We start from the raw sequence: 21,092 nt of genomic DNA, 5'->3' as shown, positions 1-21,092 counted from the left end.
TCATCACGATCCTTTATTCTTTCGTGACCGCCTGATCCGAATTTCCGATACATCTGCCATTCTGTTTAATGACCTCTTGATACCACGAGAAGCTTCTCTTCTTCAAACGCTTCAAGTCTTTCAGATCCTGTTCACCGCGGTTTACATAGATCATTCCATAACGTTTCCCATACCCCTGATGTGTGCTTACCACGTCAATAACGGACCAAGGGCAATAACCAATCACATCTACTCCATCCGTTAGAGCCAGTCTGATCTGTTCCAGATGTTTCTCGATAAAATCTATCCGGTACGTATCGTTAATGGTGTAATCTGCCTCCAGTACATCCGGAGCTCCTATACCATTTTCCGTAATTAGAATCGGGAGACCATATCGTTCACATACCTTACGCAATGTTAGCCTTAGGCCAACCGGGTCAATGACCCAACCATATTTCGTTTTTTCCGTATAAGGATTCTCCGCGGCCCGGTATACTCCCTGCTCGCCAAGCATAATTTGCTGATCACCCGCACGAGCTGTAACATCCGACGCATCGCCCATACTGGCGGCAATGGTTGCCGTCGAGTAGTAGTTGATTGCTACTAGATCGGGGCGGGCAGACTGGATATCTTCCATGTCACCCTGCTCAATAACCGGCTCGATGCCGCGTTCCTGTAAATAACTCCAGAATAATGGATTATACCGTCCCCACACCGATAAGTCGAGAAAACCCCATCCTCGAATCGTCTCCCAGTTATGTGCAGCGATTGCATCTGCTGGTTTGGAAGTTGCCTGGTACATGGAAGTCATGTTTAATGCAGGACCGATCTTGCCTTGCGGGAGCATATCATGAAATAGTCGCATCGTTCTGCCTTGAGCTACAAACATGTGATGATTTTGCTGATACAGTTCCTTATTGGATGGCAAACGCCCGCCTTTTGGTGTACCAATAGCACCGGGATGGAGAATCATCGTATTTTGCTCATTTATGGTCAACCAATATTTCACTTTATGCCCGTAATGCTCAAACAAGATACGCCCGTACTCGACGAAGGCATCGATTGTTTCCCGGTTGTTCCATCCTCCGGTTTTCTCAAGCTCGTAGGGTAAGTCGAAATGGTACATCGTCACAATGGGTTCGATACCATGGAGCAGCAATTCGTCAATCAATTGGTGATAAAAATCGAGTCCCTTCTCATTAACAGCCCCTGTGCCTGAAGGCAAGATTCGAGTCCATGCAATTGAAAAACGATATGCTTTGAGGCCCAGCTCTGCAAAAAGCTTCACGTCTTCTCTGAATCGGTGATAGTGATCGCTCGCAACTGTGAAATCGGCGGTTCCAGCCGGATGATCACACATATCGATGACGGACAGGCCTTTGCCATCTTCGTTCCAGGCTCCCTCCACTTGATAGGCCGAGGTAGAGCCTCCCCACAGAAATTCATTGGGGAATGGTTTGATGTGTTGATATAACATCTCAAACACTCCTTCATTTTAAATGTTGATCAAGATATGTGACGGACCATATTACGGTTGTTACGAAAGGTGGATAATCGTCGCTCCAACCTCCACAGGGCTCTGTTTCTCCAGCTTAATGTCCGGGAAACGATCCGAATTGGCGATAATGATCGGGGTTATGACTTCATACCCTTCTGCCTTGATGGCATCGATATCAAAGCGGATCAACAAGTCCCCCCGTTGTACGCGATCCCCTACTTTAATGGAAGAGTCGAAATGTCGCCCCTTCAGGTTGACGGTATCCACTCCAATATGAATGAGCACCTCTTCTCCATCATAACCATTTAATTTGACCGCATGTTTGGAGTCCATGAAAGCCGTAACTTCACCTGCGATTGGTGCATACAGTTCTCCTTTGGCAGGAATGATTGCAGCGCCTTTACCCAGTAATCCCAAAGAGAAGACATCGTCTGGTACACGGTCTAGATGGACTAATTCCCCTTGCATCGGGCTGGCGATTGTAAGTGGGCGTAATTCATTTGGGCTCGGTCCATTTGCATTTGTTGTTGCAGCAGACTTAGTGTCTGGGGTGTTGTCTTTAACAGACTGCCCGGAAAGTGTCTTGTCATCGTTGACGTTGGTGTTACCTTCTTCTTCATCGTCCACTGGATCTTCAAAACCAATGATCCATGTCAGAGCAAAGGTAACGATAAAAGCGATCAGACAAGTCACAATGGCATGAACGATGTTCATCGGATTGCTTCCAATGAAGGCAGGTAACGCGGCAAGACCCGGAGAAACGAAGGCATAACGTACTAATCCAGTCAGACCAGCATATATCCCTGCTACACCACCACCGATCATTGCGGCAATTAAAGGTTTCTTCAGTTTCAGCGTTACGCCGTACAGGGATGGTTCCGTGATGCCCAGCACAGCGGTGAAACCGGATGAAGCAGCGAGCTGTTTCAGTTTTTTGTTTTTTGTTTTTAATGCTACAGCAAGCGTGGCCCCACCTTGAGCAATATTGGACGCGAGCATTCCCGGACCGTTGATCATTTCATATCCATTTTTGGTCAGTTGGCTAGTTGCAATCGGCGTCATCGCCCATGCAGTGCCTGTCACAATCAGGAACGGTTGCAAAGTGCCCATTAACAAAGGAATCAGCCAACTGGCTCTGGCATTAATTGCTTCTGCACCCATCGCCACCAGATCATTCAGGTATGTTCCGAAAGGGCCGATGGCCACCAATGCAAGTGGTGCTGTAATCAACAGCACAATCATCGGTTTCGTGAAAAATTTGATCATGGAAGGCGATACTCGATCCGCGAAACGTTCAATGTAAGACATGAGCCAAACGACAATAATAATTGGCAGGACGGAGCCTGCATAGTCGGTTAGTCGAACCGGAACACCGATGAAAAACACGTCTTTTCCTTCCGCCATCAGGGCGCTCCATCCCGGGTGTAACAACACGCCGGCAACCGTCATCGCCAGAATTGGACTTGTTTCAAACTTAATGGAAGCTCCATAAGCCAGTAGAATGGGCATGAAATAAAACGCCGCGTCCGCAATGGTGTTAAGGATATAGTAGTTTTGGCTTTCCGTCGTTACGAGGCCTGTCAGTACAAGTACGGCTAATATCGCTTTGATCATACCCGCGCCAATGATTGCCGGAATGACTGGAGTAAATGTCGTTGAGATCACGCTGATGAATCTGGAGATCCAGCTCTGTTTTTGTTTTGGTCCGTTATTTTTGCCAGAAGCCGATTTGGAGTCTGCACTTCGAGCTGCCGAACCCATCTGTTGAGTGATAACTCGATAGACCTGCTGCACCTCATTGCCCACGACAACCTGATATTGCCCGCCATTATTCACAACGGTGATGACACCTGGAAGTGCTTTAAGTTTTTCTGTCTCCGCTTTGGAGATGTCGTGCAGTTCGAACCGAAGTCGGGTTGCGCAGTGCGTAAGCCGAGCGATGTTATCCTTCTTTCCAACCAATTCCGTAATCTCTTGTCCCAACTTGCGATAATCCATACCTTTGCCTCATTTCTGAATTTGGATATAAAAAAAGACCAAAACGATATGCCTTCCCCTACTCACATAAGGAAAATGCAAAATCATTTTGGTCATGCCTGCTTTACCAGTAACAGCCAAACACTGCAATATTCAATTCGTTATCGATGTAAACGTTTACTGGATCATAATATCACACAATAAATTAGTTAGCAATCACTTTATTCGACATTTTTCTGCATTTTAATTTGCTTGATTCGACTTGATTATTAGCGGCCTTCTATAGGCTTCCACCCATTCCCCTTCTCAATTGCCTACATACAATACATTAGACTAATGAACAGGAGTGATGTGATATGACATTTTTACCTCCTTTTGGACCTGGTGGAGGGTTTGGCGGACCTGGGGGTCCCGGAGGACCAGGAGGACCCGGTGGACCCGGAGGATTTCCTGGTCCTCCATCGTTCCCCGGGGGTGGAGGCGGCGGACCACAAGGCGTGCAGGCACCTACAGGGCCGCCACCATCATTCATTCCACAGCAACCCGCTTCGTTATATGCGGTAGATCCAAGAGCCATATCCGGCTGTCTGTTTCGCTACACATATATTTGGCCGGATCGTGGTCCCGGCTTCTGGATGTATCCGGTATTTGTAGGTAGAAATTCGGTAGCTGGCTTCCGTTGGAATGGCTTCTTCTGGCTATACACCGGCATTGATCTGCAGCGAATCAGCTCGTTTAGCTGTTTCTAGAAGTAAATCCCCCTGTATGCGGATTAATCCACATACAGGGGGATTTAGATTTATGGAATATTTACCTTGTCTAAAGCAACTTAATCAGCTTTTCCAGCTCATCAACCAAACTCTTTGCAAGTTCAAAATTAGTATCTTTTAAAGCCAATTCGATTTTCATTTCAACAGACTTTTTCTTTTGTTCATTTTCTAGATAGTTTTCATCAAAATGACTCGCATAAATCATCTGTCTGAATTCTTCTATACTCATTTTACTAATCGTTTTGTCCTCGATAATCAAAACATAATCCATACCATTTACAACAGAATAGAAATCATGAGAAATCATGATAATCGCACCTTTGTAGTCTTCAATGGCTTTCTCCAATGCGATTTGAGTATAGATGTCTAAATGGCTTGTCGGTTCATCAAGAAGCAATACGTTGGCTTGACTGGCAGAAACTTTAGCCAATTGAAGCATGTTTTTTTCTCCGCCAGATAACGATTCAATCTTTTGATCAAGGATTTCTCCTTCAAAGCCATAGTTTGGAAGATACGATCTAATCTCATCATACGTTTGAAACCCGGAATCAATGAATTCATTTAGGATGGTATTCGAATCTTTTAGCATTTCGCCTTGAACCTGAGATAAATAAGCCACTTTAACATCAGCATTGATTTCAATGGAATCCTGATTGTTTTTAAAGATTTCTCGGAGTAAAGTCGTTTTCCCGGTACCGTTAGGACCGATCAGGGCTACTTTATCTGTCGATTTGATCTCAAAGTTCACATTTTCCAAAAGCAACTCGTCAAAGGAAACGCTATAGTTATTGACGTTAACCACAACGGTATCTTCCATTTCCTTATCGATCCCAAAACGGATATTCGGCTGTTTGATATCGACAAATGGCTCTTTTATTCGACGTGCTTCCAATCTCTCTTGAAACTTGACTCTGGCTTTTAACGCTCTTCCTCTGGAGGCTTCCGAATTATACGTGGCGATCTCTCTAAGATTGTCGATGATGTGATCATATCTCTCAATTTCTTCAGCCTCAGCAACTGCGATTTCTTGCAGTTCGATCTTAGACTGAAGCAGTGAGAAGTTATAATCGATATATCGCCCGTCAAACTCTTGGAGCTCTGTGTTTTCTAGGTGTATGATTTTGTTGAAACAATGATTCAACAGATACCGGTTGTGCGTAACGACCAGCAGCATTCCCTTGTGAGAGTTAATCAATTTTTTAAGCGCGTTCAGGTTTTCAAAGTCTAGAAATACATCGGGTTCGTCCATAATCATGAAGTCTGGACGATTCAGCATTTCCTTCATCACTTGAATAAGTTTGAATTCCCCGCCGCTTACGGCGGATATACTAAGATCTTTGAGCTTCATGAGGTTGGCAAGGTTTAACTGTTTATTGATGTTTTTTTCGAAATTATTCCCATCCATCGCCTCGAAGGCATCCAAAGCCAATTGAAGCTTTTCCATCAGGGAATCCATATCCGATGTGGTGGCCATCTCAGCATAAATCGCTGTAATTTCATCTTGTATCTTGATGAATTCTTCCGCGATATATTCAAAAACGGTCGTTTCTTTTGTTTTGTCTACTTGCAAAAACTGACTCACATACCCGATTCTGCAATCGGGGTCTATCTCTAACTTGCCCTCGAACAAATATCGTTCTGGATCCATCAGGATATCGATCAATGTACTTTTTCCACTGCCGCTTGTTCCGATAAAAGCACAATGTTGTGCCTCTTCAAACGTAAATGAAATGTTTTTATATAGTTCCTTTTGTGGAAATGAGAAGGATAAGTTTTCAACTTTTATCATAGTGTTACCTTTCTTTATAACTAAATTGGTGGCTAGCATTGAATATATTGTCGAACACAGACTTTTAGAGTAACACTGTTTACCACCAAGTACAATCGATTTTTAGCCCTTACCCTCACTTCGTGTCTATTAGCCCTCCAGTGTAAAAATGAGTATCGAACGTTATGAATGAATGCAAAGAGAGCCGACAACTGCGATTCTGCTCGCGGTCATCGGCTCTGCGCTTTAACGTCTGGCTCTGAGATTATGGATACATTCTGTTGTACTAGATTTATTAATGTTTCCTGTTTTTTTCCTCATAATTCTTTACGGCTTAGCCATCTTGGGCATATGATCCATGAGAGTATATATACGACAACACTAAACGCAGCTACTACTCCGTACAATAAAAGTAGATTTTCTTCTATGTTCATATAGTAACCTAGCAATGTTCTTAATCCCGCAATGGCAAGGGCAGTGACTACATAAGAAAGGATTATTCCGGCAATACTTTTTTCTCCATCGAGTAAAAAAGAACTAGGGATATTCACACTGGCTGGAAGAAATGCAAGAATAAGCGCAAAGGATACATTCACATATACAGCAGATAACTCAAAGCTCGATAATATCATAGAAGCAATAACACAAATTATCGTGGCAACCAAAATTCCAAATAGACTAAGGAGCACATACAAACCATATTTGCTTGAAGCGCTTTGAATCCTTGAGACGGGAAGTGTAGCGCAAAATTTATCCCACTGCGCTGTTTTGTCAGTTTGAATGCTCATTACCGCCATCATTCCAAATGAGGTTCCCGCGATCACAATCAAAAGCCAAGGAGAGCTTACGACGGACAAAACGATTCCAATGACGACCATTAATATTAGGGGGATAAGCAACGCATCCTTAATAGCATAGAAATCTTTAAGCATAAGCCCTCTCATGTTCTCTCCCCCTTGATATACAACAGCATAATATCATCAATTGTGGCAGGATCAATCACTGCATTCGGGTATTTCTTTTGCGCCAATTCTTTATCGGCAACTAATACTTCCCAAGCATAATCCTGCTTCCGGTAAGCGATTATATCTTGTTTATCAAGGGCATCATACTGTGCCGTACCACATTTAATGATCCCGTACTTATATCGCAATTCATCCTTTGGTTTGTTGAAAATTACCTTGCCGTTATGAATGAATACGATATAATCAGCAACTTTTTCCAAATCACTTGTGATATGTGAGGATACCAGGATAGAGTTGCTTTCGTCCTGCACAAATTCCAAAAATAGATCCAGGATATCATCACGAACAACAGGATCAAGTCCACTCGTCGCTTCATCCAGGATCAGAAGCTTGGAACCGTGAGAAAGTGCAACTGCGATAGACAGCTTCATTTTCATCCCTTTAGAAAACTCTTTGATCTTTTTGTTTGCAGGTAAGGATAGTTCATTTAGCAAAGAATAGTATTTCTCTTCGTCCCAAGCTGCAAAGATATTTTGGAAGACACGGTTTAGCTTTTTAGGTGATAATCCTTCCGGGAAATTACTGCCGTCAAACACAACACCAATCTGATTGCGAACGGCATTATCAATTTCCTGATCCTGCTTGCCCAAAATCGTCACCGTGCCGGAATCCTTATTTTTCAATCCAAGAATCGAATTGATCGTTGTACTTTTCCCTGCCCCGTTCTGGCCAATCAACCCTACAATCGACCCGCGAGGCACATGAAACGATATATTGTCCAGCACAAAGTCGTGATACGCCTTTGTCAGTCCATTTACAGTCAAAGCATGATTCATGATCATTACTCCTCCTCATAGAACAGCTTTAATAACTCAATGAGTTTTTCGACAGGGATCCCATTTGTACGCCCGATATCTGCGGCTTCCTGCAAAAGTCCCTCAGCTTTACGTTGGATTTCTTCTTGATAGAAATTTTTGTTCTGTGCGGAAACAAAACTTCCCCGTCCTACGGTAGTCTCTATAAAACCGTCCCTCTGCAAATCCTCATAGGCCTTTTGAACAGTAATCACACTGACATGAATAGATTTTGCCATAGATCGCATCGATGGAATGGGGTCGCCAGTCTTTAATTCTCCACTCATAATCATCGCTTTGATCTGTGATGTTATTTGTTCATAGATGGGCTTACTTGTATTGCTGCTTATGATAATCTCCATATAGGTACCCCAATTAGATTATTTTTTAGTAAAGGTTTTCCCTTTTGAAATAGGTTGCACTCCAAATCTGGTTTCTTTTTTCATCATTCTCCTCCTTACTTTTCATTTAAACACCGTCTTTCTGTTAAAAATTCAGCGTTGTCTGTGTACTATATTGTACTTACTCAATAAGTACAATATAGTACACAGGAGTACAATTGTCAATTATTCTTATAAAGTCTTTAGTGCTTTCCCATCAACGTTATAACCGGTCACTGCGAGATCCCTCCCCGCGTTATCGTTTCTCGTTAGTTGAATTCGATCACTCTTATTCTATGGTTACTTCATAAAACACTACTGACATACCGTTGTCAGTAGTGTTTCTGTATAGTTCGAGTAAGTAATCGTAATATTTATTATAGGAAGGATGATATCTCGTGAATTTTGCTTCTGTGCGTATCATTACTGATGACGTGGATCGACTCGTCGAGTTCTATGAGAAAATTACGGGTGTTTCAGCAGAACGCCCTGCACCTGTCTTTGCCGAACTCGTTATGCCATCGTGCACTCTAGCGATCGGCCACTCCCAGACGGTGCAACTGTTTGGTGCTGGTTCCGCTGTGGCGGCCAACAATCGTACTGTCATTATTGAGCTCCACGTCCACGATGTTGATGCCGAATACGAGCGCTTGAAGCCGTTTGTCGATGAGTGGGTAAAGGAACCTACCACAATGCCGTGGGGGAATCGTGCTTTGCTGTTTCGCGATCCTGACGGTAATCTGGTTAATCTCTTCACGCCGGTGACCGAGGAAGCAATCCAACGGTTCAGTGGTAGGTTATAAAGGATAGTTGAAATGAGTAAGGTAATTTTTTATTAATTTTTATGACCAGCAGAAAGAGACCATAGCGATGAGCTATAGTCTCTTCATTTTTGTCTAAAGCGGAAGAAGTATTTTAACGAGAAATTAACAGAAGACACTCTTCTCTTTTCTTACCAGAGGGAGGCATGCTTTTTAACGATCTCGATAAAAGCTTCTACTTGGGGAGAGATCCACTTGTTTTTGGGATATAGCAACTGTGTAGCTAGATTTTGTTTGTACTGCTGACCTGAAAGTTTTTCTTCCTTCAGCTCCTTCTCTACCGTAATTCGAGGTAACAAGGATATGCCCATACCGCTCAATATCGACTGTTTCACAGCTTCAATACTCCAGAATTCAATATTGGAAGTAATCCCAATCTGATACTCCTCAATGCATTGTTCAAACAATGTGCGATACCCACAACCTCTTTCGGTAAAAAGTAGATTGCTTCGTACAATGTCCCGTTGTAGCTCAAATGAATTGGGGTACAGCAGCATCATGGGCTCCTCAGCCAATTTCTCACTGTACAGATTGGGGTCATGTACCTCTGTCCCTAACATGAAGGAAATATCACTTTTACCTTGCATCAAATTCTCTTTATAATATACGGAATCTAATTGGTGCCACTCGATATTGACATGAGGATGCAATTTTTTGAATTCCTCAATAATAGGTGGAAAACGATAGATCAATAACGTTTCCCCAATGCTGATCACGATATTACCCGTTAATTCCCCTTGTGCAGCAGTCACTTCCTTAATCATATGATACAGATCAAGCATTTTTTGTGCATGTGGCAACAATTTTTTTCCAGTCTCCGTTAAAATAACCCGCTTACCAATTCGATCAAATAGCGGGTAGTTAATCTCCTCTTCTAACGCCTTAATATGCAATGTAATTGTAGATTGCGCGTATCCAAGATGCTCAGCAGCTTTGGTAAATCCCTCGTGTTCCACAATTGTAATAAATGTGACCAAATGACGTATCTCCATCATTCGCTCCCTTCTTTCTAACATCATTAAAACTGATCGTTTACATATAAACTATCAATTTAACTAATGGAAAGCAATCGTTTATATTCAATGTAGCTCAATAAGAGCCCATTTCATTTTTAATCTCAATCGTTTATGGAAGGGAGTAATCACTATGCAAACAGCAGCAACGTCATCCATCTTGATCAATGGATATCGAATCGCTTATGAACAATATGGAGAAGGCTCTCCCGTATGGCTCCTTCATGGAACACCGTCTTATAGCTATGAATGGAGAAAAGTAATACCCTCTCTGGTTCAAAAAGGGTATAAAGTCTACGTTCATGACCTTCTTGGATATGGAGCATCCGAAAGACCACTCGATGCAGATACTTCTGTTGCAGCACAATATAGGATTTTCAGTCAGCTTTTAGACGAACTTGGAATGGATCGTTTACATGTCGCAGCTCACGATCTAGGTGGAATTGTTGGCCTCCAACTGGCTCAGGAACAACCTGAGCGTGTACAATCGCTTACGTTACTCAACATGCCCAGCTATGATTCGTGGCCCTCACCAACCTGGAAGAAAATTATCGAAGAACAGCTTGAACAGGTTGAACAAATGCCCCGTGCTGATTTTGATACTATGCTAAAGAAACAATTACCCATGGCAGTGTATAATAAAGAGCTTATGACTGGCGATACACTGGATGCGTATCTGGAACCCCATGCAGGTTCATTAGGGAAAGCCTCTTTTTTCTCCCATCAGGTAGCTCACTATAATGCAAAATATACTGAATCCTATGGAACAGATTTACCCAAGCTGAAAGTCCCCGTTCAAATTATATGGGGTGAAGAAGATGAATGGCAGCCCCTCGCTTATGCAAAGAGGCTTGTCCAGGATATCCCTGATGCTTGTCTACATGTCATTCCCAAAGCTGGTCATTTCGTCATTGAAGATGAACCTGGGCAATGTTCAGATTATATCGACCGTTTCTGCAATGAGCATCCCTAAGTAGGTTTGTATATTGAACAGAATGTCTTAGAGAAAAATTAAGCGTTCCACTGGCATAAAGCTGGTGGAGCCTTTTTTTTCTTGATGCAAGACGTAATTCTACATTCGGTTTGAGTGCACTGGCACCACAAATGATCACATTCTCCAACGTATATGTATATACAAATTTAGTATTAGTCTTCATTTCCCTCTTCAATTTTACGATAAATAGTATGGGGTTATACGAATAACCATATTTACTTTATTACATCCAAGGGGGAACCGAACGTGAGACAGACTCGCAAAAAAAAGATGGATTTAAGGTTCAAACTGTATTTGATTATTCTGGTTCCGCTACTGGCCATGGGCGGTCTAATCATATGGGCCACCATCGACTCCAGTGAAAATGCATCATTAATGACCATGCAGCATAACAATCAGCAGCTGGCTGTGAATACCGCCTCTCAACTAGGTCAGGAATCGGAATTAATTAAGACATTATCTTTTACTGCTTCAGAGGAGAGCAACGAATATAAAAGTCTTAGGGACGAACTTGTTAAAGTTAGGCTTCAATCGGGAGCCTTGTATGTTTATATGTATAACAAAACTTCGGACGGGTGGATCTACACCGTAGATGGAGCGGATTGGGACGATACGGAATATAGCCCTTACGGAACTGTAATGGAATTCAATCCCCAGATTCAGGAACGTTTATTACGTGGTGAAGTCGTCACAACAGGCATTGTAGACGATCCAACCTGGGGCAAGCTATTGTCCTCCTTTACACCAATCAAGGATTCGCAAGGTACTGTCATTGGCTATCTGGGCATTGATATTTCTGCAGGAGCAGTGAATCAAGTCTCCGCGACATCCGTGAATAATGCTTATCAGACCATTATCCCGATTTTTGTGGTTGTACTGATTCTTTCTTTGGTCATGATGTTATTCGTAGTACGAGGTATTCTTAGACAAGTACGCGATATTAAGTCAAGTCTCGAGCAGGTTGCTGATGGGAATCTCAAAGTCGTATCCACACACATGTCCAATGATCAACTCGGTGACATCAGTGATTTGATCAACATCATGGTTGCCCAATTGACGAACATTCTGATGGGAATACAGCAAGGATCAAATACGTTGCAGCAGTCATCAAAAGATATTTCGGAAACCGCTCAGACGAACCAGCGTCAGAGCGAAGAACTTTCCAGAGCGATTGAGGAAATTGCCATAGGTTCAATGAAACAGGCTGAAGAGACAGAACACTCCGTCCAACATTCAGAGAATCTCGGCAAAATAATGGATGAAGTAGGTTCATATGTGAAACAGTTTACTTATACTTCAGAGCAGCTATCCTCTGTTCAAGTACAAGTTACACGTGAACATGAGGTTCTACTTGAGAAGGGCCGAGAGAATGCCAAGCGTGTTGAGCATCAACAGGATATTTCCAGGTCTCTGACGACTCAATCCGAACTCGCTTCCTCTATTAGCGGTCAAATTCACAACATTTTAAAACAAACTCAAATACTATCCCTGAATGCTTCAATTGAAGCAGCCCGAGCTGGAGAAGCGGGTAAAGGCTTTGCAGTCGTTGCTGGGGAAATGGGACAGCTCGCTCAACAATCCGAACGTTCGATTCAGGAGATTGATGAGATCCTGAGTTCATTTGTTCAAGAGATACATCGTATGGGCAGTCATTTTGATGCGAATATGGTGGCTGTTAAGGAACAGGAGAAACAGATCGCTGATTGTCTCCAGGCATTTGGACAGGTTAGTCGCTTATCGACTGAAGTGCATGAGTTGGCTCAGAGTTTAGACAGCCGGACGATGGATATGCACTCTATTCGTCAGGAGTTGGAACAAAACCTCAGTTATATTGCTTCCGCAACCGAGGAAACTTCAGCCATGGCCGAAGAAGTCACGGCTAGTGCTGTGGAACAGCAGCGATCGGCAAACGAACTGTCGAACATCTCCGGGGAACTCGCTGGTCTTGCAGGCAACCTCAAATCATATTCCGATCAATTTCAGATCGAAGTCACTAAATAAGTTCCTAATCTCATTAAGGGTGTTGTTAGATGACAACTTAGAATCGCCGGAAACATAACTTTTTTGGAGCTTTAATGTTTCGGAGGACCCAGGGTTATGATCAGCACATAGAATGACCGTGTTCTTGTCCTATATCACGTTGACTTATTAACGATTCCTCATTTATAATTCGGACATTAAGAGCTTGGCAGACATGGCTTACCATGGATGCTTGGGATATTGATCTGTAAACAATCTCAAACTCAACAGTGAAAGATGTGAATGCATTATGGTTAAAGAGAAGTTATACTACGGTAAAGATATCGAGGTCATGTTTAATTCAGATGTCTGCATTCATTCCGGTATTTGCGTAAAGGGCCTCCCTGCTGTGTTTGATTTGAGCAAGCGTCCCTGGGTTGATCCTGATGGTGACACTTCGGAGGCCATTGCCCGGCATATTGACACATGTCCAAGTGGAGCATTGACGTATAAGCTTCTGGACGGTGAATATTCAACAAAGAAAGAGGATGAACATGCATAACGTAGAACATGAACCTGCCAATAAGAGATTTCTTATTCAAGATAACGGTGATATTGCTGCGGTGATGACCTATGTAATCTCGAGTCCAGAGTTATACATAATTGATCACACTTTAGTGGAAAATGCTTACCGAGGACAAGGGCTTGGCGATGAACTTATCAAAGCTATGGTGGAATACGCGCGGGAAAACGGTATTAAGATTTTACCTTTATGCCCATTTGCCAAGGGACGTTTCGAACGCATCTCTGAATACGCGGATGTTCTCCATCAATAAAACGAATATTCGCAGTTGATTTTATATGGTTACACAACAATAAAAGGCGTCTATATCATTCAGACCATGATATAGACGCCTTTTTACGTATCCACCTTATACTTTATCGCTTAAACCAACCATGGTTTCGAACGGCCGCAACACTAGTGGCAGCAAGCCATTTTCATAGTTGGTAAGCCAGATCTCTGAGAAGTTGAGGCCAAGCTCATCTTCTTCAAGCTCCACGATGTGTTCAGAAAGATTGATTACTACCAGCACCTGTTGATCTGCCAGTGTACGTGTATATGCATATACACTCGGATGATCCGGCATAAGAAGCTCATAGATCCCATAAGTCAATGTATCGTGTTTTTTTCGCAGCTGAATCATTTGTTTGTAGAACTGCAGGATGGAACGTGGTTCCTGAAGTTGCTTCTCTACATTAATCTTGACGTAGTTGTCATTCACCTTTAACCATGGTGTACCGGTGCTAAACCCGGCCTGTTTGGTCGAAGACCACTGCATCGGCGTTCTGGAATTATCACGACTTGAAGCCCAGATGATGTTCATGATCTCCTCATGTGACATCCCCTCTTCGCGTTTGATCTGATATAAATTCCGGTCTGCTATGTCGTTATAATCTTCTATGGAAGGGTAAGCCACGTTTGTCATGCCTATCTCTTGCCCCTGATATATGAAAGGTGTGCCTTGCATGAAAAAGTACATGGCTCCAAGTGCTGTGGCACTTTCATACCAATACTCCGTATCATTTCCCCAAGATGAAACTTTGCGAGGCTGATCATGATTTTCAATAAATAAAGCATTCCAGCCGACGCCTTCCAGTGATTTTTGCCACTTGGTCAAGACGTTTTTCAGTTTGGGAACATCCAGTTGCCTGTCTGTGCTGTTTTTCCAAAGGTCCAGGTGTTCGAATTGAAAGACCATATTAAATTTCCCTCTGACTTCACAGATCCAATCCAGCAGATCTTCTTGGTCCTCTACCTTAACTCCATTCGCTTCCCCAACAGTCACGACGTCATATCTGGATAATGTATTCTCTTTCATTTCTTGCAGATAACTCTGAATTCCCTTCACATTCATATGCTTTTCAAATGAAGAGACGTATTTGACGCCTTCTATTATTGGCATGTCTAAGAGACCCTCTTCTTTGTGAATATGGCTGATGGCATCCACACGGAAACCATCAATCCCTTTATCCAGCCACCAATTCATCATTTCATATATGGATTTCCGAACTTCTTTATTTGCCCAATTCAAATCCGGTTGTTTTTTGGAGAACAGATGGAGATAGTACTGTCCGGAGGCTTCATCATATTCCCATGGAGAACCGCCAAAGATGCTCTCCCAGTTATTCGGTTCGTCTCCATTCTTCCCATCTCTCCAGATGTACCAATCCCGTTTGGGGTTATCCAGCGAGGTTCTCGATTCAATAAACCACGGGTGTTCGTCACTTGTATGATTGATCACCAAGTCCATAATGAGTTTCATGCCGTGGTGATGCACTTCATGCAGTAATTGATCAAAGTCCGCCATCGTGCCGAATTCATCCATAATGGAACAGTAATCGCTGATGTCATACCCATTATCGTCGTTGGGTGACTTATACATTGGACAGATCCATATCAGATCAATACCGAGATCTTGAATATAATCCAGTTTAGATATGATCCCCTTGATGTCACCAACCCCATCTCCGTTGGAATCCATAAAACTTCTCGGATAGATTTGATAAGCTACTGCTTCTTTCCACCATACTCTTTTCATTGAATATAATCCTTCTTTCTTGAGAACTGAACATGATATAACGTATTACGTATTATGCTTTAATCATGGATAAGGTACATTCTTGCTTCATATGGACGTAATTTGCTCTCCGACAGTTCACTTGTATAATTGGATATCAAAAGCTGATGGGCCCCTGTCAATTGCTCCTGAAGCGAAAGTTCGGTCGTATATCCTTGGAAATTGCATACCACAAGAATTGTCGTACCATTCAACGTTCGGGTATAAGCAAACACGTCTGGGTTCTCTGGAAAGATCAGCTCATAATCACCATATACGATGACTTCATGATCTTTTCTGAGTTGGATTAACTTCCGGTAATAATGGAATATGGATTCAGGGTTATTCAAACTTTCCTCGGCATGGATATGCTTATAATTTGGATTCACCTTAATCCAAGGTTCCCCTTGTGTAAAACCTGCGTTATCAGAAGTATCCCATTGCATAGGTGTGCGCGCGTTATCGCGTCCCTTGGCGTAGATCGACTCCATCACGCTGCGTTCAGGATAACCTTTCCCCATTCTTTCCTTATAAAAGTTGAGCAATTCAATATCCCGATAATCCTCGATCGCATATTGAACATTCGTCATACCCAGCTCTTCGCCCTGATATATGTAAGGCGTACCTTGCATGCCATGAAGAAGGGTAGCCAACATTTTAGCCGATTCAACTCTGAATTCTCCATCATTTCCCCAACGTGATACGATACGTGGCAAATCGTGGTTGTTCCAGAACAGACTGTTCCAGGCATCACCCTTGAGTTCCGTTTGCCACTTGGACAGCACTTTTTTTAATGCCATCACATCCAAAGGTTTAAGATCCCACTTTCCTTTGCCTTCTTGTTCATCCAAACTGATGTGTTCAAATTGGAAGACCATTGAAAACTCACTGCCGTCTGGATTGCTGTACAGTTTGGCGATTTCCGGAGTGGCACCCCATGTTTCTCCAACCGTTAGCAGGTCTTCCGCTTTTTGAAACGTCTCCTTGCTCAGTTCCCTGATATATTTATGCAAATTAGGCCCATTTCCCGTAATCTTCAAATCTGGTTCTTTACCAATTAAGTCGATCACGTCGAGGCGAAAACCACCCACACCCTTGTCGATCCACCAATTGATCATATTGTATATTTCCTGCCGGACTTTGGGGTTTTCCCAGTTGAGATCGGGCTGTTTTATGGAAAAGAGATGCAAATAATATTGCCCGATCTCAGGCACCCATTCCCAGGCTGAACCACCAAAGGTGGAACCCAAGTCGTTCGGAGGTGTTCCTTCAACACCATCTCTCCAAACGTAGTAGTCATGGTACGGATTGTCTTTGCCTTTTTTGGCTTCTTGAAACCAGGGGTGTTCATCCGATGTATGGTTCAACACCAAATCCATGATGATCCGAATGTCTCTTTTCTTGGCTTCAAGTATTAACGTTTCCATATCTTCCAAAGACCCAAACATCGGATCGATATCCTGATAATCTGAAATATCATATCCGTAATCATCTTGAGGAGACTTGCAAACAGGGGATAACCAGATCGCACCAATGCCGAGTTCCTGCAAATAATCCAATCGGGACACAATGCCCTTCAAGTCGCCGATGCCATCTCCGTTACGATCTTGAAAGCTCCGTGGATATATTTGATATACAACGGTTTCTTTCCACCATTTTTTATTTTCCATGTTCCATTCAACCTTTCTAATGTTATTCTTTGACCGATCCTACAACAATGCCAGTCACAAAGTATTTTTGCAGCAATGGATAAATCAGCAATAGCGGGATAACAGCAACTACGATTTTGGCTGCATTCAGGTTTTTGTTCGAAATTTCAGTCAGGTTGCTGAGTTCACTGGAATTTGTGCCAGCTTGAAGCAAATCGGCAATATTCACGTTAAGGGACTGAATATAGGTCATTAGCGGATAATTGCTGACTTTGGTCATATAGATCAAACCGTTGAAGAAGTCATTCCATGTACCCACGATACTGAACAAGGCAACTGTCGCCAGCGCAGGAATGGACACAGGGACATACACTTTGAACAAGACCTGAATGGGATTTGCTCCATCGATGAACGCTGCTTCTTCAAGCGCTTTAGGTACAGCAGAGAAGAAATTCATCACAAGGATGACACTGAATATGGGGACAGCGCCTGGCAGAACGAGTGCCCATATCGTATTCAGCATGTCCAGGTTTTTGATCAGCAGGTAACTCGGAATCATGCCTCCACTGAACAACATGGCAAAAATCATGATATTCATATAAATGTTTCTGCCTTTAAAATCTCTTTTTGATTTGGATAGCGGATAAGCCATTAAAATAATCAGAATCATGTTAAGCACAAGAGTAAGCGCGACACGTAGAACAGATATGCCAAAGGAACGCCAGAACTGTGCATCATCGATAATTTTGGTATAGGCCGCTGTTGTAAAATTAACTGGAACGAGACCTACTGCATTTGCGGATACCGCCTCGCTGCTGCTGAATGATATGGCGACGATATTCCATAACGGAAGAAGGCAGACCAATGCCAGCATGATGACGATGGCATAGATGACAAACCGGCCAATTCGATCTTTGAAGTTTGCAGAATAGGACACAGGTTTGGCCTCCTTAGAATATTTTTCGATCCGTATATTTTTTGGCCAACTGGTTGGCAGACAAGAGCAAAACAATGCCAATTACGGACTTGAACAAACCAACAGCTGTACCGAAGCTATACTGTCGTCCAACGAGACCGATCCGATAAACATAGGTATCCAGAATGTCGCCTGACTCGTAGACCACCGGGTTATACAGATTATAGACTTGGTCGAAACCGGCGCTCAAAATGTTGGTCAGGCTCATTACGCCCATGAGCAGAATAATAGGCAGCATGCCTGGCAATGTAATATGCCATACTTTTCTCCACCAACTGGCTCCATCCATTCCTGCCGCTTCATATAGACCGGGATCAATCGACGTAATCGCCGCCAGATAGACGATAGAACTGTAACCAAACTCTTTCCATACGTCTGTACCAATAATCAGTGGCTGGAACCAGGTGTTGCTGCCAAGGAAATTAATATTTTCGAGGCCAAAGAACGCCAACATCTGATTCACAATGCCATCCAAACTGAACATGTTGACAACGACGGATGCCAGTACAACCCAGGATAGAAAGTGTGGCAGATAAACAATCGTTTGCACGGATTTTTTGACGTATTTGATACGTATTTCATTTAATAAAACGGAAAAAATGATAGCCATCATCGTTCCAAGCAGAATCTTGCCAATCGCAATTACCAACGTATTGCTGACGACCTGCGCGATATCTGGAAGCTTGAACATATACATAAAATGCTTCAGGCCTACAAATTCGGAGCCGAACATGCCCTTAGCCGGTATATAATCCTGGAACGCCGTAATGATGCCGACCATTGGAACATAGCTGAATACAAGCAAAAACAAAATGCCCGGCAGCATCATCATATGGTACATGGCACCTGGGCCGAGCCGCCCTCTCGCTTTCCAATTCCCCTGTTTCATGGATGAACCCCTTTTCTGAAGAAAGGCTGCGTATCGCAGCCCTGCTACTGTTCATGAATGTTTATTTTTTCGATGCGATCTCGTCTTCAATTTCCTGAATGACTTGATCACCGCCTTGTTTCTTCCAGTTACTGACGAATGTATCGAAGTACTCGAGCGGTTCTGAACCCGTTACAATTTTGATAAACGATTCCTGTTCCAACTTTGTCAGATTGGCCCACGTCTGTTTCATGCTTGGTGTAGTGCCAGAGTAAGCAGGTGTCATCCATACAAATTTGTTTTCTTGTGTCAGTTTGTCGATTAGTCCAACTCCGTTGATCCGCGAATGATATTTAGACCAAGCAGTCACATCATCCGTATCCATGTCACTCAAATAGGTTTTGATGCTTCCGATATTGTTCTTCGATTCTGTAGTGCGAACCTCGTCGAGGCCGATCTCTCCTTTAATTCCGCGAACAACGTCAGAGTAATCATCCAGCAGCGATGTTGCCGAGTTAACTTCGATGTTAAAAGGTCTCGTAGATCCGTCTACCCCGGTCTCCTGATATTTGGCAGCTTCCGGCATGGTTGTTGCGGCATCTTTATCATTAGCCAGTTTATCGTAGAACAGGTTAAGAATCTTAACGGCCAGTTCAGGGTGTTCATATCCCTTTCTCACCACGATAAACTGATTGGATGGGTTGGCATGCGCCACGTTGACCTTGCCGTTTGCATCCTCTAGCGTATAAGCCGAGAATTTCGCATTTTTATCCATCTGTTTCGCACTGATCAGTCCCCAGTCAGGGATATGCCACGGTCCAAAGGCGATGCCGCTTTGGCCATTGGCGTAGAGTGCGGTAATATCGTCAAACGTGCGGGTTCCAAATTGCGGGTCAATGATGCCATTCTTGAACCAATCCGCCATGGTGCCCAGCATTTTTTTCGTTTCTTCTGTCGTAGAACCATACACGATTTTGCCGTCTTCACCATTCATCCAATATTGCGGGAAGGCTCCCTCGGTTGAGGCTACACCCAGCATCGTATAAGCAGAGCCATTGTAATCTGTTGTATTCATCGTGTTCACAAATGGAATACCTACCGGGTTCCCGGATTGGCCAGGATCTCTTTTCAGGAATTCCTGTGTGGTCTTCTCCACTTCATCCAGTGAAATGGCGCCGTCACCATCTGCATCAAGTTGAATCCCCAGCAGATCCAGCCAATCTTGACGGACCCAAACCATCGTTGGTGCGGAATCCAGAGAAGTCGCCGGAAGTCCCATCAAACGTCCATCAATCGTTGCATTGTCTAATGCACGGCCATCATAGGAATCGTACATCTGCTTGATATTATCCGTGGCATATTGATCATAAATGGCGGTCAGATCCTCAATCAGATCGTTATCCACCAGTTCTTTCAGTTCATCTTTGGAATCAACACGCATCATGTCGGGCAATTCCCCGGATGCGATAGCGAGCGAAACTTGACGGCTATAATCTTCGCCATTGGCTTCAAATTGATCTGTAATCTGAGCGTTAAACGTGTCTTTGACCAGCCGAGTATATGCGTTGTTCTCATAGGTATCACCAGCCGGCAGTTTTGGATTGGCTGTGGTTACCCTTCCCATGGTTACGGTAATTTCGTCTTTATAGGCACTGAACGGATCTCCCGGTGTTACCTCATATTTGCCTGCTTCCTCTGCAGTAGGAGGAGTGGAAGAGTCTCCACATGCCGCGAGGGTTGCAACCATCAAGGCAGACATGGACAGCACGGCGAGACGCTTCGTCAACCGGTTGCTTTTCATAGACCATTTTGTTCTCATCTAGTTCGATTCCCCTTTATTCTGATGTTCAATATTTGTTTGCGCTTTCATTATAAAATGAAGTGAAGACCCATCGAGATAGGGATTACACGTCCGTTTGGATAGAGAAATGATTACAGTTTCAGTCAGTATTATAAAGCACGGTTTAGTTTGTGAACATTTACCCTACCTACTGAACTACATT

At 43.3% G+C, this 21,092-nt stretch carries 18 protein-coding genes; 6 read left to right on the top strand and 12 right to left on the bottom strand.

The features are described from left to right. Positions 1–13: 13 nt before the first annotated feature. Together MKY44_RS14525 and MKY44_RS14520 are read right to left on the bottom strand one after the other, a co-directional pair. Positions 14–1,456 (bottom strand): glycoside hydrolase family 1 protein, encoded by a 1,443-nt coding sequence (locus MKY44_RS14525; protein ID WP_341007626.1) that lies wholly within the window; start codon positions 1,454–1,456, stop codon positions 14–16. A 60-nt stretch (positions 1,457–1,516) separates the two neighbouring features. Beyond that, positions 1,517–3,475, bottom strand: a complete 1,959-nt coding sequence (locus tag MKY44_RS14520; protein WP_341007625.1) for a beta-glucoside-specific PTS transporter subunit IIABC — start codon at positions 3,473–3,475, stop codon at positions 1,517–1,519. Positions 3,476–3,810: 335 nt separating this feature from the next. Between MKY44_RS14520 and MKY44_RS14515 the strand changes: the two genes are divergently transcribed. Beyond that, positions 3,811–4,203, top strand: coding sequence for a hypothetical protein (locus tag MKY44_RS14515; protein ID WP_036671465.1), 393 nt, complete (start codon positions 3,811–3,813; stop codon positions 4,201–4,203). A 70-nt stretch (positions 4,204–4,273) separates the two neighbouring features. On the opposite strand, the gene MKY44_RS14510 is transcribed toward MKY44_RS14515, so the two are convergent. From MKY44_RS14510 to MKY44_RS14495, 4 genes are all read right to left on the bottom strand, one after another. Beyond that, positions 4,274–6,013, bottom strand: coding sequence for an ABC-F family ATP-binding cassette domain-containing protein (locus tag MKY44_RS14510; protein WP_341007624.1), 1,740 nt, complete (start codon positions 6,011–6,013; stop codon positions 4,274–4,276). A gap of 296 nt (positions 6,014–6,309) precedes the next feature. Next, positions 6,310–6,936, bottom strand: a complete 627-nt coding sequence (locus MKY44_RS14505) for an ABC-2 transporter permease (protein ID WP_341007623.1) — start codon at positions 6,934–6,936, stop codon at positions 6,310–6,312. Beyond that, entirely contained in the window at positions 6,933–7,793 is an 861-nt protein-coding gene (locus MKY44_RS14500) for an ABC transporter ATP-binding protein (RefSeq protein WP_341007622.1), read from the bottom strand. The genes MKY44_RS14505 and MKY44_RS14500 overlap by 4 nt, the downstream gene beginning before the upstream one ends. A gap of 5 nt (positions 7,794–7,798) precedes the next feature. Continuing rightward, a complete protein-coding gene (locus tag MKY44_RS14495) occupies positions 7,799–8,173 on the bottom strand; it encodes a GntR family transcriptional regulator (RefSeq protein WP_062834670.1) in 375 nt (124 codons plus the stop codon). Positions 8,174–8,589: 416 nt separating this feature from the next. On the opposite strand from MKY44_RS14495, the gene MKY44_RS14490 reads away from it, so the two are divergent. Then, positions 8,590–8,994, top strand: a complete 405-nt coding sequence (locus MKY44_RS14490; RefSeq protein ID WP_341007621.1) for a VOC family protein — start codon at positions 8,590–8,592, stop codon at positions 8,992–8,994. Between the two features lie 149 nt (positions 8,995–9,143). On the opposite strand, the gene MKY44_RS14485 is transcribed toward MKY44_RS14490, so the two are convergent. Beyond that, the gene (locus MKY44_RS14485; protein ID WP_341007620.1) at positions 9,144–10,007 is read right to left on the bottom strand and encodes a LysR family transcriptional regulator; all 864 of its coding nucleotides are present in this window, start codon (positions 10,005–10,007) and stop codon (positions 9,144–9,146) included. Between the two features lie 151 nt (positions 10,008–10,158). Between MKY44_RS14485 and MKY44_RS14480 the strand changes: the two genes are divergently transcribed. The 4 genes from MKY44_RS14480 (at position 10,159) to MKY44_RS14465 (ending at position 13,814) form a co-directional block, all read left to right on the top strand. After that, entirely contained in the window at positions 10,159–10,998 is an 840-nt protein-coding gene (locus tag MKY44_RS14480; protein ID WP_341007619.1) for an alpha/beta fold hydrolase, read from the top strand. 267 nt (positions 10,999–11,265) lie between these two features. Continuing rightward, positions 11,266–13,020 carry a methyl-accepting chemotaxis protein gene (locus MKY44_RS14475; protein WP_341007618.1) on the top strand — a complete coding sequence of 585 codons (1,755 nt, stop codon included), beginning with the start codon at positions 11,266–11,268 and terminating at the stop codon, positions 13,018–13,020. Positions 13,021–13,288: 268 nt separating this feature from the next. Further along, entirely contained in the window at positions 13,289–13,540 is a 252-nt protein-coding gene (locus MKY44_RS14470) for a (4Fe-4S)-binding protein (RefSeq protein WP_036616061.1), read from the top strand. Further along, positions 13,533–13,814, top strand: a complete 282-nt coding sequence (locus tag MKY44_RS14465) for a GNAT family N-acetyltransferase (RefSeq protein WP_036615433.1) — start codon at positions 13,533–13,535, stop codon at positions 13,812–13,814. Before MKY44_RS14470 ends, MKY44_RS14465 begins: the two co-directional genes overlap by 8 nt. Positions 13,815–13,910: 96 nt before the next feature. On the opposite strand, the gene MKY44_RS14460 is transcribed toward MKY44_RS14465, so the two are convergent. From MKY44_RS14460 to MKY44_RS14440, 5 genes are all read right to left on the bottom strand, one after another. Further along, positions 13,911–15,578 carry a glycoside hydrolase family 13 protein gene (locus MKY44_RS14460; protein ID WP_341007617.1) on the bottom strand — a complete coding sequence of 556 codons (1,668 nt, stop codon included), beginning with the start codon at positions 15,576–15,578 and terminating at the stop codon, positions 13,911–13,913. Between the two features lie 59 nt (positions 15,579–15,637). Then, positions 15,638–17,266 carry a glycoside hydrolase family 13 protein gene (locus tag MKY44_RS14455; protein ID WP_341007616.1) on the bottom strand — a complete coding sequence of 543 codons (1,629 nt, stop codon included), beginning with the start codon at positions 17,264–17,266 and terminating at the stop codon, positions 15,638–15,640. 22 nt (positions 17,267–17,288) lie between these two features. Next, the gene (locus MKY44_RS14450) at positions 17,289–18,182 is read right to left on the bottom strand and encodes a carbohydrate ABC transporter permease (protein ID WP_341007615.1); all 894 of its coding nucleotides are present in this window, start codon (positions 18,180–18,182) and stop codon (positions 17,289–17,291) included. A 13-nt stretch (positions 18,183–18,195) separates the two neighbouring features. Then, entirely contained in the window at positions 18,196–19,110 is a 915-nt protein-coding gene (locus MKY44_RS14445) for an ABC transporter permease (protein WP_036615441.1), read from the bottom strand. A gap of 61 nt (positions 19,111–19,171) precedes the next feature. Then, a complete protein-coding gene (locus tag MKY44_RS14440) occupies positions 19,172–20,908 on the bottom strand; it encodes a sugar ABC transporter substrate-binding protein (RefSeq protein ID WP_341007614.1) in 1,737 nt (578 codons plus the stop codon). Between the last annotated feature and the right edge of the window lie 184 nt (positions 20,909–21,092).

Source organism: Paenibacillus sp. FSL R7-0026 (genome assembly GCF_038004485.1).
Taxonomy (GTDB): Bacteria; Bacillota; Bacilli; order Paenibacillales; family Paenibacillaceae; genus Paenibacillus; species Paenibacillus xylanexedens_A.
Note: the sequence above shows the minus strand (reverse complement) of the source record. Positions and strands in the feature narration are given on the sequence as shown.

What these genes read in the sequence shown, in the direction of transcription:
- MKY44_RS14500 (WP_341007622.1), bottom strand. Translation starts at nt 7,793, where the DNA reads ATGAATCATGCTTTGACTGTAAATGGACTGACAAAGGCGTATCACGAC.
- MKY44_RS14485 (WP_341007620.1), bottom strand. Translation starts at nt 10,007, where the DNA reads ATGATGGAGATACGTCATTTGGTCACATTTATTACAATTGTGGAACAC.
- MKY44_RS14465 (WP_036615433.1), top strand. Translation starts at nt 13,533, where the DNA reads ATGCATAACGTAGAACATGAACCTGCCAATAAGAGATTTCTTATTCAA.
- MKY44_RS14505 (WP_341007623.1), bottom strand. Translation starts at nt 6,936, where the DNA reads ATGAGAGGGCTTATGCTTAAAGATTTCTATGCTATTAAGGATGCGTTG.
- MKY44_RS14495 (WP_062834670.1), bottom strand. Translation starts at nt 8,173, where the DNA reads ATGGAGATTATCATAAGCAGCAATACAAGTAAGCCCATCTATGAACAA.
- MKY44_RS14455 (WP_341007616.1), bottom strand. Translation starts at nt 17,266, where the DNA reads ATGGAAAATAAAAAATGGTGGAAAGAAACCGTTGTATATCAAATATAT.
- MKY44_RS14510 (WP_341007624.1), bottom strand. Translation starts at nt 6,013, where the DNA reads ATGATAAAAGTTGAAAACTTATCCTTCTCATTTCCACAAAAGGAACTA.
- MKY44_RS14445 (WP_036615441.1), bottom strand. Translation starts at nt 19,110, where the DNA reads ATGAAACAGGGGAATTGGAAAGCGAGAGGGCGGCTCGGCCCAGGTGCC.
- MKY44_RS14515 (WP_036671465.1), top strand. Translation starts at nt 3,811, where the DNA reads ATGACATTTTTACCTCCTTTTGGACCTGGTGGAGGGTTTGGCGGACCT.
- MKY44_RS14525 (WP_341007626.1), bottom strand. Translation starts at nt 1,456, where the DNA reads ATGTTATATCAACACATCAAACCATTCCCCAATGAATTTCTGTGGGGA.
- MKY44_RS14470 (WP_036616061.1), top strand. Translation starts at nt 13,289, where the DNA reads ATGGTTAAAGAGAAGTTATACTACGGTAAAGATATCGAGGTCATGTTT.
- MKY44_RS14480 (WP_341007619.1), top strand. Translation starts at nt 10,159, where the DNA reads ATGCAAACAGCAGCAACGTCATCCATCTTGATCAATGGATATCGAATC.
- MKY44_RS14520 (WP_341007625.1), bottom strand. Translation starts at nt 3,475, where the DNA reads ATGGATTATCGCAAGTTGGGACAAGAGATTACGGAATTGGTTGGAAAG.
- MKY44_RS14440 (WP_341007614.1), bottom strand. Translation starts at nt 20,908, where the DNA reads ATGAGAACAAAATGGTCTATGAAAAGCAACCGGTTGACGAAGCGTCTC.
- MKY44_RS14460 (WP_341007617.1), bottom strand. Translation starts at nt 15,578, where the DNA reads ATGAAAAGAGTATGGTGGAAAGAAGCAGTAGCTTATCAAATCTATCCG.